The organism is Paraburkholderia sp. SIMBA_053, assembly GCF_046534895.1.
Taxonomy (GTDB): domain Bacteria; phylum Pseudomonadota; class Gammaproteobacteria; order Burkholderiales; family Burkholderiaceae; genus Paraburkholderia; species Paraburkholderia caledonica.
Window position 1 is genome coordinate 295475 of the sequence record NZ_JAWRXU010000004.1, and the last position, 15213, is coordinate 310687.

Below are 15213 nucleotides of genomic sequence, written 5' to 3' on the forward strand. Positions count from 1 at the left end.
CTCCTTTACTCGATCCCTTCGTGTTTCAACGCGAGTTGTACAGCAGGCCGCGTCCGCATGCGTTGTGCGAAGTCCGCGAGTTTTTGCGGCACTTCGATGTTCGCTTCTTTGGCCCATAGAAGCATGGTGAACAGGTACGCGTCCGCGACGCTTGCTTCTGCACCGAACAGATAGTCGCCCTTCAGCATGGTCGAAACGAGCTGGAAGCGTTGGCCCAGTTTCTCCCGCGCGGCACTTGCTTCTTCATTCGACGCGGGTTTGAATACGCGGCCGAATTGCTTGTGCAACTCTGTTGAAATGAAAGCCAGCATCTCGATCAAACGTGTCGCGCCTAGCTCGCCCGACGGTGACAGTGACGGCTTGCGTTGTGCGACCCATGACAGGATTGCGACGTTCTCCGTGAGCCGTTGACCGTTGTCGAACTCCAATGTCGGGACATAGCTCTTCGGGTTAATTTCATTGAAATTCTGACCCGTCTCTGTGGTTTTCGTTTTCAGGTCGACGCGCACGCGGTCGAAATCCATGCCTGCTTCGTGCATGGCAATGTGATCGGCCAGACTGCACGCGCCCGGTGAGTAATAGAGCTTCATGATGCGGTCCTCCATATAGATTAGTTGGCGATTCCTTCTGGGCAGCATTCGGCATGCCCCACGAAATGTTCGGCTATGCGAGTTACCGTCCGCCATGTAAAGCGGCGAATTGCCAGCGCCGCACGCTTACTCGTCGTGGTGACCCGGAAGCACTGCGCCAAGCACCTGCTTCGCGGTCTGCACGATCACATTGCCTTCGTCGGGATCGCCCTTCAGCAAGGTCGATGCAAATGCCTTGGCCTGCGCCAGCGTGATATGCGGCGGCAACGGCGCAATGTTCGGATCCGCCTTCACCTCGATCACGACGGGGCGATCCGCGGCCAGCGCTGTGTCCCACGCGGCGCCCATCTGCTCTGCGTCGTCTACATAAATGCCTTTCAGGCCGATCAGCTCCGCGAACTTGTGATACGGCACCGAGGGAATGTCCTGTGATGCCTCGAATTTCGGATCGCCCTCCATCACGCGTTGTTCCCACGTCACCTGATTCAGGTCCTGGTTGTTCAGCACCATGCAGATCCAGCGCGGATCGGCCCAGCCTTTCCAGTACTTCGAAACGGTAATGAGTTCGGCCATGTTGCTCATTTGCATCGCGCCGTCGCCGACCAGAGCGATCACTGGGCGCTCTGGATAAGCAAACTTCGCCGCGATCGCATACGGCACGGCCGCGCCCATTGACGCAAGACCTCCCGACAGCGAGCACATCATGCCGCGTTGCACTTTCAGATCGCGCGCGTACCAGTTCGCGCAGGAGCCCGAATCGCTCGTCACAATCGCGTTCGACGGGACGCGCGGCGACAGTTCCCACACGGTGCGTTGCGGATTGACCGCGTCCTTGCCCGGCTCGTGTGCGCGCTTGTCGAGCGTCTTCCACCAGTCGGCAGTCCAGCCTTCGATCGTTTTGCGCCACTCGCGATCCTGCTTGTGTTCGAGCAACGGCAGCAGCGCGCGCAGCGTTTCCACGCTATCGCCGACAAGATTCACTTCCATTGGATAACGCAGGCTCAGCATGTCGGCCTTGAGGTCGATCTGCACACCGCGCGCCGCGCCTTCCTTCGGCAGGAACTCTGCGTATGGGAAGCCCGAGCCGATCATCAGCAACGTATCGCACTCGGTCATGAGGTCGTAGCTTGGCTTGGTGCCGAGCAGACCGATGGAGCCGGTGACCCACGGCAGATCGTCGGGCAGCGCGGCTTTGCCGAGCAGCGCCTTCGCGACACCCGCGCCGAGTTTCTCAGCAACGGCGATGACTTCATCGGTCGCGTGCAATGCGCCGGCGCCGACGAGTATCGCGACTTTCTTGCCGGCGTTGAGCACGTCCGCGGCCTGTTGCAGATCTTCCGCTTGTGGAACGAGATGCGGCGCCCGATAGCCGACACCCGAATGCAACGTGCCATGTTTGCGGGCGGGCGGCTCGTAAGGCAAGTCCTGCAAGTCGTTGGGCAGAACGAGCGCGGTCACCTTGCGCTCGGAAAGTGCGGTACGTATTGCGCGATCCACGAGATGGCGCACTTGCGCGGGCACCGTGGCCTGCTGGACGAACGCCCCTGCGACATCTTTGAACAGCGAGACGAGATCGACTTCCTGCTGATAATGACCGCCGAGCGCTGAACGTGCCTGCTGACCTGTTATCGCGAGCACTGGCATGTGATCCATTCGGGCGTCGTAGAGTCCTGTGACAAGGTGCGATGCGCCGGGTCCGGACGTCGCGATGCAAACTCCGAGTTCGCCGGTGAATTTGGCATGAGCCGATGCCATGAAGGCCGCCATTTCCTCATGACGAACCTGAATGAATTCGATCGGCTCCGGCTGACCGGTGGTCTTGCGATGCTTTTTGACCTCCGTTTGTGCGCGATTCAGCGCGCCGAATACGCCATTGATGCCGTCGCCAGGGTAACCAAAAATACGGCGCACGCCCCACGCCTGTAGTCGCTCGATAATGAAGTCGCCGACGGTGATGGACATGGATGGCTCCTCACAAAAGTAATCACGATGTAGATCCAGACAGCGTTGCAAAGCGCGTTCCGCGTTCTTTCATGCAGAAAGAATCAACATGTCATGCGAATCGAGTGGGCTCGCTTTTTGCTGCACTGCTATGCGGACGTGTTGTGCGCACGAAGCACAAGGGATCGCTATGAACAAAGTTGTCGTCGTAACCGGGGCGGGTGCCGGAGTGGGACGCGCGGCTGCAGAGGAGTTCGCGCGGCACGGCTACGATGTGGCATTGTTATCGCGTGACCCGGCGCGGCTTGCGCGCGCCGCCGACGAGATCCAGCATGCTTATGGCGTTCGCGCACTAGCCATTCCGACGGATGTCGCCGATGCTGAACGCGTAGAAGAAGCCGCCACGCGCACGGAGTCGGAACTCGGTCCTATCGACGTATGGGTCAACGTTGCAATGGCCACCGTCTTTGCACCCGTGTCGAAACTTACCGCTCAGGAATTCGAGCGAGGAACCCAGGTAACCTATCTCGGCCAGGTGCATGGCACGATGGCCGCGCTGTCGCGAATGCGTACGCGCAATCGCGGCACTATCGTCAACGTGGGTTCCGCGCTTGGGTATCGCTCGGTGCCGCTGCAGTCGATTTATTGCGGAGCGAAGTTCGCGGTGCGCGGCTTCACCGACGCGTTGCGTTCCGAGATCATCCACGACCGGCTCAATGTGCATTTGACCATGGTCGATCTACCGGCACTGAATACGCCGCAATTCGACTGGGCGCTCAACAAGATGGGCAGGAAGGCAAAACCGGTCGCGCCTATTTTCCAGCCGGAAGTGGCCGCACATGCCATCTATTTCGCCGCAACGCATAAACGACGCCAGGTATGGGTGGGATTTCCGACGGCGAAGGCGATTCTTGCAAACCGCGTCGCACCCGGATTGCTCGACAGATATCTGGCAAAGGCGGGCTACGAGGGACAACTCACCGACGAACCGCTCAGCCCCGACGCGCCAAGCAATCTCTTCGATCCAGTACCCGGCGATTTTGGCGCGCACGGACGTTTTGACCGCGAGTCGAAGCCGGCAAGCCTCGAAATGTTAGCGGTTCGGCACCGCGGCGTTTTATGCGCTTTGGCCAGTATCGGGATCGCTGGCGGCATCGGTTTGCTGATCAGAAAGAGCCGAGGCGCATAACGCGCACGCGTGCAGCGGTGCGCCTTGCCGCGCTGGGAGACGTGAATAGCCGGGATCGGTAACAATATGCCTGTCTCCGACTGTCTCGACCTGTTACCCCATCGCCTTTAGGAAAGCCATGTCCCAACCGCTCACAATTGATTTCGTCTCCGATATCGCATGCCCCTGGTGCGCCATCGGCCTTTCCTCGCTGCAACTCGCGTTGGCGCGCCTGGGAGATGCCGTAGATGCACAGATCGTCGTGCATCCGTTCGAACTGAACCCGCAAATGGGTCCCGAGGGCGAGGCGATCGTCGACTATCTGGGCAAGAAGTATGGGCGCACGCCCGAGCAGATCGCGCAGACGCAGGAAATGATTCGCGAACGCGGCGCAAGCGTCGGCTTCAATTTCGGACCGCGCAATTATGTCTATAACACTTTCGATGCGCACCGGCTGTTGCATTGGGCCGGTCTCGAAGGCAAGCAGTTGCCGCTCAAGCTCGAATTGCTGCGCGCTTATCATTCCGAGGGCCGGGACCCGAGCAACCATGACGTACTCGTCGCAGCAGCTCAAGCGGTGGGACTGGACGCCGATGCAGCGCGCAACGTGCTGCAAAGCGGCGACTACGCAGACGAGGTCCGCGCGGAAGAAGAGGAATTCCAGTCACATGGCATCCAGTCGGTACCTGCGATCATTTTCAATCGCCGCTACCTGGTGAGCGGCGGCCAACCTGTCGAGACTTTCGAGCAGGTTATCCAGCAGATTCTCGCCGAGGCGTAAGCCGGCACTCCCGAATTGAAACGGCCGCATGCCGTCATGCGCGCGGTGACGCAAACGAAGTACCGCTGGAGGCAATCGTCGATGATCACAAAGCGGATCGCTGCCGCGTTGTTCGGCTTCGTGCTAATGGCGCTTGCCTGCGTGTGCCATGCGCAATACACGACCGACTGGCTCGGCAATACATACGGCACGCTCGCGGCGCACGTAGGCAACGGCGCGCGCTCGATGTGGGTTGCGCCTGAAGGGGTGATTTACACTTCGTCGCTGTGGGACGAGAACGAGGGCGGTGTGGCGATCTATCAGAATGGCCAGAGCATCGGCTCGATCGGCACCCACGCCGACTTTCAGGGCAGCGCGATAACAGGTAATGCGACGTCGATCTTTACGGCATTGCAGTACAACAGGTCGTTTGGCAGCGGCTCCGTGGGGCGCTATAACCGCGCGACGAAAGCGCTCGAACTTCGTATTCCCGTCAGCGTGTGGACCGGCATTCCTCACGCCGATGTCATCACCGGGCTCGCCACGGCAGGCACGCTGCTTTACGTCAGCGATTTTTATGGTAACCGTGTCCGCGTCTATACAACCGACGGCGTCTGGCAGCAAGACATTAACGTAGCCGCTCCAGGCGCGCTTGCGCTCGATAGCGCGGGCAATCTGTGGGTGGCGCGAAAAAGTGCGGGCATCGTAGCCGAATTCAGTGCGGGCGGTGCGCCTTTGAGTACGATCCAGATGCCTGCTGCATCGCGGCCTTCGGCACTTTATTTCGATGTGTCGACGGGACGACTCATGGTCGGCGACGAAGGGCCCGACATGAACATCAAGATCTACAACGTTGCGGGCACGCCGACATTGGCCGGCACCTTCGGCGTTCAGGGCGGCTATCTGGACACGACGACGGGAATCAAAGGACAGGTTGGCGACAAGCGCTTCACGCGTGTGGCGGGCATTGGCAAAGACGCAGCCGGTACCCTTTATGTGCTGAACAATCCGTGGGGCGGCGGCTGGGATCTCGGGCGCAACGGCCCGACGGATCTGCATGCATACGACAGTGGCGGCAATCTGAAATGGAAGCTGCAGGCACTGAACTTCGAAGCCGTCGCGGCGCCCGATCCCGCGACAGACGGCGCCTGGTTTTACAGCGGCGCGCACATTTATACGGGCAGCGCGGGCGGCACCTTCGTTGCGAATACCGTCGATCCGTTCACCTATCCTTCAGACCCGCGACTGAACATTAACGACACCCAGCGCGGGCAGCACTTCGGTCAACTCGTCAGCGTGGGCGGAAACCGTATTCTGGTTGCGTCAGGTCAGAATCCCGATACCTTTAACTTCTATCATTTCAACGCGGCGAGTGGCTACATTGCGATACCTGACGGATCGATCCCGGGACCCGCGTTCAACACGACGGTGAAGATAACGGGGGGCTTTTGCATCGATAGCCGCGGCGATGTGTGGGCCGGCCTCGACAGGACCAATCATATCTATCACTACCCGCTCACAGGTTTCGACGGAAACGGCAAACCGTTGTGGGGACCGGCAATCACGATTTCCATTCCGCTGAGTATCCGGCCGTTGACGCGCATCATCTATCTGCCGGAGAGCGACACGATGATTCTTGCGCAAGGCGTTGCCGGGAGTTGGGACTGGACGGCGATTCAATCGCGCATCGAGGTTTATCACGGCTGGAGCGCGGGCAATACCACGCGGCCGCAGCCGGTGATCAAACTCACCGGTGCCAATCCGAAGTCGATTACAGCAGCGGGCAATTATCTTTTCGTCGGGTACGTGCATACGGTGCCGAACATCGACGCCTTCAATCTCACCACGGGCCAACTCGACACCACGCTAATCAACAACAGTCCCGGTACGGTGGATGTCGGCAACGACGTCGATTCGATGTACGGGCTTCGCGCATTCATGCGAGCGAGCGGTGAGTACGTGGTCACAAAAGACAACTACAACGGGTCGAGCATGATCGTTTACCGCTGGACTCCGTGAGCGGGCGCGATGCAACGGGGCTATCGGATAAGATACGGCCCTCGTGGCAATTTTCCTGCTTAAAAGGAGTGATTTCAGTGATTCAGGCGAGTAACGTATTCAAAGAGAACCTTGCGCAAATGCCCGCGATCGACGGTATCGTGCGCATCGATTTGATCGACGCGCAAGGCACGGTGGTGGCAAGCATCGAGAACAAGCCTGGCAAGCAGGGCTCGCTCGCGGTGTACAACTATTTGCAGCAGACATTCGGCACGCTCGACGCCAAAGCGGCCGAGCATGGTCTCGCGGTGTTCGGCGAACATACCGCCGACGCGCGCAACCGGCCAGGCGCGCATCCGAATGTCGATCATCTTCTCGCGATTGCAGCAGGCGCGCCGGCTTTGCGCATCGACGTTATTCAGGCGGACTGAACCGCTTACGGTGCGCTTGAAAGTCTTTCGGGCGCACGGTGTTACCGTTCCGCCGACTCATACGGTGTAACTCTCTCGCGCCGCGAAGCACGTCCGAATAGTACGCGGTCGCCGAGCCACACAACGATCAGCGTGGCGCCCATCAACGGAAAGACGATGCCCAGCATGATGAGGCCGGTCTTCCAGCCGCGCATCGGCGGTGCGGCTCTTTCCCGCGAAGGCGCTCCGAGCGAGCGCTGCGGCCTGCGCTTCCACCACATCACGCAGCCGGTTATGGCCATCATCGCAAGACCGAGCGAGATCGTGGCGCACAAGATCTGATTGGCAACGCCGAAATAGCGGCCCATATGCAACGACGTGCCGTAGGAAACCGCTTTCGATATTGCGCCGTAGTCCGCATAGCGAATGTCCTTGAGCACCGTGCCGCTGTACTGGTCGATATAAATGGTGCGTTCTTTTTGCGGATCGGCTGGGAAGTAGGAGACGGTGTACACGCCCGTTGCCGAGGTGGGCAATGCGATGTTGTAGCCGCTCGTCACGCCGAGCGCCGCCGCTTGCGAGACGATCCGCCCGAGCGGTAGCGGGGGCGTTGTTCCTTCATTGGCGGAAGCTGGCACAGGCGCATTGCCGACGGCCCACGGCGCTTGCGGCAACGGCAAGTCGTCCATGACCATGCCGGGCATGGAGTCATCCTGCGCGGCCTGTGTGTCGTGCCCGGCGTGTCCGGCGTGCGTTGCATGAGCTTTTGTTTCCGTCGTGTTCGCCGTCACGTCGCCGCGCGCCGCGACGGGCAGCACGGAGCGCAACGGCAAGCCGCCCCAGGTGCCAGGCGGCGCGCCGAGATTGGCGGCGCTCGCGAGTGCCTTGAACTGCTTGCCCCACGAGCCGGACCACGGAAGACCCGTCAACACGAATGCCAGCGCGCCGAGTGCGAGCCAGATGCCCATTACCGCGTGAACGCTTTTCCACAATGGGCGGCCTTTCAGTGCGAAGCGCGGAACCAGCGCATCGCGTGCCCGCGTCGCTCCACGCGGCCACCACAGCGCAACGCCAGTGCCGATCATCACGAGAGTCCAGCATGCGGCGAGTTCCATCAGCAACTCGCCCGGCTTGCCCAGCAACAGCTTGCGATGGAGCATGCGGTCGATCTGCATGAAGCGATTCTCGACGCTCAACGTGCCGAGTACTTCTGCGTTATACGGATTCACATACACGCTTTGCTTTTCTCCATCCGCGAGACGGAAGATGAATTCCATGCTGCGCTCAGGCGTGTCCGGGATAACGGTGGTCACCGCAACGGAACCTGTCGGCATCGCAGCCCGCGCTCGCGCGAGCAGTGCGTCGGCTGGCATACGCGGTGCGGTTCGAGATTCGACGACGAGAAGCTGCGGATAAAGCAGCGGTTCAATTTGCGGTTGAAAGCAGTACAGCGTGCCGGTTATTGCCAGCACGACGAGGAACGGCATCACGAACAGTCCGGCATAGAAATGCCATCGCCACAGCGTGCGATAGCCGCTGCTGTTGGTCGCGGTGCCCGATGCAGCGTTTTGCTGAATGGTGGTGGACATGAAATCCTCCTGCAAAAATGATCTGGTATTTCCGGATTTGCACGGCGCCGCGCATTACATGCGCAGCTTCGCTTCCACATAGAAGGTGCGGCCCGGATACGGGTGATAGACGTAGTAGCGCTCATCGAAAATGTTATCCACGCCAATGCCCACTTCGCTTAGCTTCGTGGGCTTGAACGTGAACTTCGCGTCCGCCACTGCGTACGAGCTCGTGCCGCCGAATACGTCCGGATTCGTGTCGGTGTTAGTAAGCGTGTTGTATTGGCGGCCTGAGTAGCGCGCGGCAAGCGTCAATGCCGAACGCTCGTCGAAGTGATAGGTCGCTGCAATGTTCGCGCGCCACAATGGAATGCGATAAAAGTACTTGCCGACGCTTGCGGGGTTTTGTGCGTTAGCGAGAATCTTCGACTGCGTGTAAGCGACGCTCGCAAGCAGATCCAGTCCACGCATGAATACGTTCTCGCCCGCATAACTCGTTTCGACACCTCGCGAGCGCACCTTGCCGATGTTCTGGAAGTTCGTCACGTTTGGAATCACGGTCGTATCCGTCTGGCTGAAGATCGTGTTCTTCACGTCGTCCTGAAACAGCGAGAAACGGAAAATGCCATTCCAGTGCGCCCATTCGGCTGTGAGTTCTTTCGAGAGATCGTCTTCCGGTTTGAGGTTCGGATTGTTATTGACGATTGACGAACCATTGATTTGCCCCTGGAACAGTTCGCTGACGGTTGGGAAGCGATACGCGCGGCCAATTGAAGCGCGCAACGTCAGGTCGTCGCTCACGTCGAACGAAAGAGAAGCCTTCGGGGAAAAGTGCCGCTGATTCGCGTCGCCCAGCGCGATTGTGGTACCCGAAAGAGACTGAGATCCGTCGTACGCATGCCAGTCTTCGTAACGTATGCCGTACACGAATTTCCAGCGCGGCAGGAAGCGCCATGCATCCTGTGCGTACAGCGCCTGAGTTTGCGTCTTGCCGGCGAACGAGTTGGCAAACGTAGCGGCTGCGCCATCGCGCCATTTGGGCGTCGAATAGCTTTCGTTGTCGAGAAAGTAATTGTCGTAGTGATAGCCGAAGCTCAGCGCGTGATTGGTCAGCCCCGCCTGCGTCGACTCTGGTGTGTAGGTGGTGCGCAGATCGAGCGTTTTCCAGCCGGTACCGTCGCCGAAAGTGACAGTGCCCGCGCCATTGCCGGGCGCTCCGGAATTGGCGAGACGCGCGACGCTATTGCCCACGTCGTAATACGATGCGATCGCCTCGCCATTCCAGCCCGTCGCATGGCGCGTTTTCAACGACACGCCGTACAGCCAGTTCTCACTATGTCCGAGGCTCGGTGCAAACGCAGCTGCTGGAACGGTGTACTCGTATCCGTCAATGGCTACCTTTCCGCTGTACACAGGATTGCCGTTTGCGTCGCGCAGAAAGCTCGACGTCTGACTGTTATACGTTTGGTGCCAATAGCCCAGCGTGAAACCACCTTGCAGTGTCGGCGTAAAGTCGTACTGCATCTTCAGCTTGAACTGGTCTTGCACCGTATGTTCAATGCCTTCGCCGTTAATGCCGAGTATGGCCGTCGGCGTATTGGTCTGGTTGTTGTAGAAATAGGCGCCGGTCACGGGCGTGTCGCCTGCTCTCGCAGGCGTGCTCGATTTGGCGAGTGTGGCGAATTGCAGCGGCTGGCTCGTGTTTTCTAGGTGGTTCACGCCCAGCGAATAAGAGAACTTGCCGATCCGGTCGCCTAGCGAAGCACTCGCTTCGCTGCCGTTGAAATTGCGATTCACGCCGTAGAGACTGAAATGCTGGGTGAATGCTTTTACGTCGGCCTCGGCTTCGAACTTCTTCGGCATGCGCGTGCTGATCAGCACCGTTGCGCCGAGCGAATTGCCCGGATATAGCGCGGAATAGGGGCCGTACATCACGTCGACTCGCTGGATCTCGTCGGGAGAGACCATCGACCAGCGCGGCGGAAAAGAAAAGCTGTTGCCGAGCAGATTGCTGAGCAGCAGGCCGTCCGCATAGACGAGACCGCGTGCGCTCTGTGTGTTGCTTGTGCCGCGTACTGCAATGATCGAATTCAGATCGCCGATAAAACGCTTACGGACCGCAAGGTTCGGCATGTACTTCAACACGTCTTCGGTGTTGACGACATTCCAATTGGAGAATTGATCGCGCGTAACCGTTTCGACCGTGGCGGGCAGATCCGGGTCGACTGCGCGCGTTGCGGCACTCTGATCGGCGGCGCTATTCGCGCTCACGCTTACGGTGGGCAACGTGGCGTCGGCGCTGACTGTATCGGCACGAGCGGGTGACGCTGACAACGCCGCGAACCCTGCCAGGCCCGTCACAGCAGCCGGGAAGAATGCGTGCAAATACGACGCAAATGACGCGCAATGCAATCGCGCGAATGCGGAACCCCGAAAGGTGTGGACGGCACGAGTGGCGACGCCGGCGCCACGCTCGAAGCGGACGCGAGCGGGCAACCTTCGCAACGCGAAGATGAACATGACAGTTTCCTTGATGCATTGAACGGACGATCGCGCGCGCCGTCGACGGATGCGACGAATGCGGTCAATGCGCGATCAGGAACAACGACAATCAGGAAACGACGGGGGGTGCTCTTGGGCGCCCGGACGGAAACGCGCCGAGCGGTGTAAAGCGGGTGGAGAGAACAGGCGGTGCAGTGCCCGCAACCATAACGGCTAGCGGCGCGGGCGTTGCGGCAACCGTGGGCATTGCCACATGATGTTGCAGGAGATGGCAGTACCCACAAGCGCCGAAGGCGTCGTCGTGACTGAGATGCACCGCCATTGCATCGGCATGGGCTGCCTGATTCGCCGCGCCGGGCTGGACCGTTTGCAGCGCCGAACACAACGCGGCGATCGGCTCCTGCGCGCGGTTGGACACCAGTACCTGACTCACGGCGGGCGCAGACACGACGAGCCACATGGCGATGAGGCCAAGCCAGGCGGTCAGACGGTTGCGGGAACGTGGAGTCATGGCGATGAGCAAGGAAACGCGGGCGATTCTAGCATTGCGCGCCGCATTTTTCTGCCTGATCCCGGCTATAGCAGCGGATTGACGGTGTAAAACCGCTCATTTCGCGCCGTTACAATCGCGCCGCATCGCTTAACCTGCGTGCTACATGTTCGCTTTCGTGCAACATGCGCGACTCCGTGCGCGAATGCCAGACCGCAACGTAACCCGACTCATGAATCTCACGCAGACGCTTGCCTCTTCTATTACCGAACTGAACCAGCAGGCGATGGCGCTTTATTCCGCGGATCAATTCGCTGCGGCATTATCGACCGTCATGCCGGTGATCGAGCGGGACGAAAGCGCGCTGGACAACGCCGCGATTCACGCAATGGCCGACGCGCTCAACCTTGCGGGCGCTTCTTCGTGCCGTCTCGGCGAGCCGGACGATGCCGAGCGTTATTGGCGCCGGTGTTTGCGCATGATGCCCGGCTACGTCGAGGTATATGAAAGCCTCGGCGCGCTGCTGAAAGCGCGTGGACGTCTGTCCGCGGCAAAGGCAATCTACCGGCAACTGATCGTTCTGCAGCCCGGCCATGCAGATGCCCACAATCAGCTAGGCGCAGTGCTTTATGCACAGGGCTACCACGAAGATGCGGAAGCGTCGTACCGCAGGGCGCTCGTGCTACGCCCGGATCACGCAGAAGCGCATTACAACCACGGCGTCGTGCTGCACGCACTGCAACGCCTGGACGAGGCCGAAGCCGCTTATCGCGAGACGCTCGTCCGATTGCCGGCGCATGCGGAAGCACACAACAACCTGGGCAACGTATTGATGGACCTTGGCCGCGTCGCGCAAGCGGACGCTGCTTATCGCGAGGCGCTCACGATCAGGCCGCAGTATCCAGAGGCATTGAACAATCTTGCAGGCGCGCTCAAGGCAGCGCAGCGCCTGACCGAGGCAGAACTCGCGTGCCGGCTTGCGTTGACCATGCGGCCCGATTACGCGGAAGCCCACGTCAATCTCGGGGCCACGTTGACCGATCTGCAGCGGCTGCCCGAGGCGGAGGCGGCCTACCGCAAGGCAATCGCGCTTCGTGCCGATTACGCCGAGGCGTATTACAACCTCGGCATTACCCTCTTCAAGCTCGAACGTCTGACCGAGGCCGCAGAGGCTTACCGTGAAGCGGTTCGTCTGCGGCCCGGCATCGCGCCCGCGCACAACAATCTTGGCTGCGTGCTGCGCCTGCTCGATTGTTTGCCTGAAGCTGTTGTGTGCTTCGAGCAGGCTCTATCCGTTCATCCCGATCTCGCTGAAGCGCATTACAACCTCGGCGCTACGCTCGCACAGCTGAAGCGCTGGCCCGAAGCAGAGAGTGCGTATCGTCGCGCGCTTGAATTACGTGCCGATTACGGCGAAGCGCGCTTCGGGCTAGCTACGTTGTTACTCGGCATGGGGCGTTTCGACGAAGGGTGGCGGCTATACGAATGCCGTTATCAACTAGCCGGTTTCGTGCATCGGCACTCTGCTCAGAGACTGAGTTGTCCGCAGTGGCAGGGCGACGCGCTATCGGGGCGTTCGCTGCTCGTCTGGCAGGAAGACGGTCTCGGCGATATGCTGCAGTTCAGCCGTTATTTCGCCTTGCTCAAGGCGCAGGGCGCAGCGCATATCGCGTTCGCGTGCGCGCCTGCGCTGCATAGGCTAATGGCTCGCGTGGACGGCGTTGATGCCGTACTCGACCACGACACGGCCGTCGCGCGCGCCTCCGCTTACCACTGCTGGACGAGTCTGCTGAGTGCGCCGCTGCATCTGCGCACGGCTGTCGACACCATCCCGCGACCGGTCCGGCTTGCGGCGGAACCGTCGCTCGTCGAACGGTGGCAGCCCGTTATCGACGCGCTGCCTCCGGGTCGCAGAATCGGCCTCGTATGGAAGGGCAACGCGAAGCATCATAACGACGCGAACCGCTCGATTCCGTCACTCGCTACGCTTGCGCCGCTGTGGAGCGTAGACGGCGTGAGTTTCGTGAGTCTGCAAAAAGGGCAGGGCGAGGACGAAGCACGAAATCCGCCTGCCGGTCAGCCGTTGCTTCACCTGGGCTCGATGGTGGCGGATCTGGCCGACAGCGCTGCGATCGTCGGCCAGATCGATCTGGTGATTTGCGTGGATACGTCGATCGCGCATCTCGCTGCGTCGCTCGGCAAAGCCTGCTGGGTGATCCTGCCGGAAAAAGATGTCGACTGGCGCTGGATGCACGAGCGTAGCGATTCGCCGTGGTATCCGCACACGCTGCGGTTATTTCGCCGCGAGCGAGGGGAGGAATGGGCCGTGGTCGTCGAAAGAGTGAGGCAGGCGTGCGTGGCGCGATTCGGCGTGCGCAATTAACAAGGAGCGACGCAAGCGCGTCTCGACTCGCTGGCACTACGGCTCGGAGCCGCGACTACTTCGCTCGCTTCGGCTTTGCCTTTTTGCTGGACGTGTTCAACGCGATTGCGGCGCGAATGAGGGACTTGAACGCATCAGCATCGAGTTCTTCACCCTCATGAATGTCGATTGCGCGCCGCACGTTTCCGTCGAGGCTGGAGTTGAACAGCTTCGCCGGGTCTTCCAACGATGCCCCCTTCGCAAAGGTCAGTTTCACGACCGACTTGTAAGACTCGCCCGTGCAGATGATTCCGTCATGCGACCACACAGGCGTGCCCATCCACTTCCATTCTTCCACCACGTCCGGATCAGCCTCTTTGATGAGCTTGCGCATTGCGCTCAAGGTTGTCCCGCGCCAGTCCCCGAGGTCCGCGATTCTTTTGTCGATCAGTTCGGAGGCCGACTGGGTTTCTGTGGAAGCGGAGCGGTTCATATCGTTCTCCTCGGCTTTCCGGTTCAAAGGCCGAACTGCTTTGCGTATTCGGTATTCAGGCGCGGCCACTCGAATTTCATTGCTTCGCCGGCAACGATGCGTCCAATCGGATCGTCGGCAAGCAAGCGATCGAGCACGTCGAGGCAGATGTGCCAGCCGGCCGCACCCATCGATATGAAGTTGCGATCGATGTTGTGCCATAGCGTGAGACGCGTGCCGTCGCCGAGCGCTTCGAGTTGCCAGCGAAGATCGTTCTCGCCCCAGCGATACTCGAGCAGGTTGGGCGCATCGGCGCGTGTCACCTGGGTCTCGGACACTTGCGGTGTGGGCGTGCCCACGGTGGAGAGCTTCACTGGACCGACCGAGCCAAGGCTGTGGTCCGCGTCGAACGGTGCCCATTCGCGCAGGCTGGCGGGATCCGTCAACGCTTGCCACACTTTGTCCGGCGAATGGCGCAACTCACGCACGAGGACGAGTGTCCATTTGTCTCCGTCTTTCTGAACTTTGGCGCCGGCGGCAGGACCGGGCCGGTAAGACTCGCGATTGCTCATCGTTTCTTCTCCTTGCGGGGCGGTGCGGGATGGGTCTGATCGAGATGACGCTCGAGCGCGTCGAGATGAACCGACCAGAAACGGCGAAACGGAGCGAGCCAGGCGTCGATTTCCATGAGCGGCTCGGGCTTGATTCGATACACACGCCGCTGCGCCTCGACACGCGACTCAACGAAGCCGGCGTCTCGAAGCACTCGCAAATGCTTTGAAACAGAGGGCTGCGAGAGCTTGAGCTGTTCCTCGATATCGCCCACGGATTGCTCCGAAGAGGCAAGAAGACTGAGGATAGCGCGGCGGCTCGGCTCGGCGATGACAGCGAATGTTGAGTCCATAGTGATTATATACCTCACGGAGTATATAAATGTCAAGCCGCGAGGCAT

13 protein-coding genes are annotated in these 15213 nt (G+C 60.2%); 5 read left to right on the forward strand and 8 right to left on the reverse strand.

Annotation, left to right across the window (positions count from 1 at the left end):
- Positions 1–5: 5 nt before the first annotated feature.
- Together SB753_RS16375 and SB753_RS16380 are read right to left on the reverse strand one after the other, a co-directional pair.
- Positions 6–590, reverse strand: a complete 585-nt coding sequence (locus SB753_RS16375) for a glutathione binding-like protein (protein WP_410800748.1) — start codon at positions 588–590, stop codon at positions 6–8.
- A 126-nt stretch (positions 591–716) separates the two neighbouring features.
- Positions 717–2552 (reverse strand): thiamine pyrophosphate-requiring protein, encoded by a 1836-nt coding sequence (locus SB753_RS16380; RefSeq protein ID WP_410800750.1) that lies wholly within the window; start codon positions 2550–2552, stop codon positions 717–719.
- A 169-nt stretch (positions 2553–2721) separates the two neighbouring features.
- Here SB753_RS16380 and SB753_RS16385 point away from each other — a divergent pair, with 169 nt between their 5' ends.
- The 4 genes from SB753_RS16385 (at position 2722) to SB753_RS16400 (ending at position 6888) form a co-directional block, all read left to right on the forward strand.
- Complete coding sequence (locus tag SB753_RS16385) at positions 2722–3720, forward strand: SDR family oxidoreductase (RefSeq protein WP_410800751.1); 999 nt, start codon at positions 2722–2724, stop codon at positions 3718–3720.
- Between the two features lie 118 nt (positions 3721–3838).
- Positions 3839–4480, forward strand: a complete 642-nt coding sequence (locus tag SB753_RS16390) for a DsbA family oxidoreductase (protein WP_088173382.1) — start codon at positions 3839–3841, stop codon at positions 4478–4480.
- A gap of 81 nt (positions 4481–4561) precedes the next feature.
- Positions 4562–6478, forward strand: a complete 1917-nt coding sequence (locus SB753_RS16395; protein ID WP_410800753.1) for an SMP-30/gluconolaconase/LRE-like region family protein — start codon at positions 4562–4564, stop codon at positions 6476–6478.
- A gap of 77 nt (positions 6479–6555) precedes the next feature.
- On the forward strand, positions 6556–6888 hold the full coding sequence (locus tag SB753_RS16400; RefSeq protein WP_408199070.1) for a DUF2322 family protein: 333 nt from the start codon (positions 6556–6558) through the stop codon (positions 6886–6888).
- 41 nt (positions 6889–6929) lie between these two features.
- On the opposite strand, the gene SB753_RS16405 is transcribed toward SB753_RS16400, so the two are convergent.
- The 3 genes from SB753_RS16405 to SB753_RS16415 form a co-directional block, all read right to left on the reverse strand.
- On the reverse strand, positions 6930–8456 hold the full coding sequence (locus tag SB753_RS16405; protein WP_410800755.1) for a PepSY-associated TM helix domain-containing protein: 1527 nt from the start codon (positions 8454–8456) through the stop codon (positions 6930–6932).
- A 54-nt stretch (positions 8457–8510) separates the two neighbouring features.
- Positions 8511–10955, reverse strand: a complete 2445-nt coding sequence (locus SB753_RS16410; protein WP_410800757.1) for a TonB-dependent receptor — start codon at positions 10953–10955, stop codon at positions 8511–8513.
- 91 nt (positions 10956–11046) lie between these two features.
- The gene (locus tag SB753_RS16415) at positions 11047–11448 is read right to left on the reverse strand and encodes a DUF2946 domain-containing protein (RefSeq protein ID WP_410800759.1); all 402 of its coding nucleotides are present in this window, start codon (positions 11446–11448) and stop codon (positions 11047–11049) included.
- 211 nt (positions 11449–11659) lie between these two features.
- Between SB753_RS16415 and SB753_RS16420 the strand changes: the two genes are divergently transcribed.
- Entirely contained in the window at positions 11660–13810 is a 2151-nt protein-coding gene (locus tag SB753_RS16420; protein ID WP_410800761.1) for a tetratricopeptide repeat protein, read from the forward strand.
- A gap of 55 nt (positions 13811–13865) precedes the next feature.
- Here the strand turns inward: SB753_RS16420 and SB753_RS16425 are convergent, their stop codons facing one another.
- Genes SB753_RS16425 through SB753_RS16435 form a run of 3 tightly spaced genes read right to left on the reverse strand, consistent with a single transcriptional unit; the run spans position 13866 to position 15213 of the window.
- Positions 13866–14282, reverse strand: coding sequence for a DUF1801 domain-containing protein (locus tag SB753_RS16425; protein ID WP_020068290.1), 417 nt, complete (start codon positions 14280–14282; stop codon positions 13866–13868).
- A gap of 23 nt (positions 14283–14305) precedes the next feature.
- The gene (locus SB753_RS16430) at positions 14306–14833 is read right to left on the reverse strand and encodes an SRPBCC family protein (protein WP_410800763.1); all 528 of its coding nucleotides are present in this window, start codon (positions 14831–14833) and stop codon (positions 14306–14308) included.
- The gene (locus SB753_RS16435) at positions 14830–15213 is read right to left on the reverse strand and encodes an ArsR/SmtB family transcription factor (RefSeq protein WP_410800765.1); all 384 of its coding nucleotides are present in this window, start codon (positions 15211–15213) and stop codon (positions 14830–14832) included. Before SB753_RS16435 ends, SB753_RS16430 begins: the two co-directional genes overlap by 4 nt.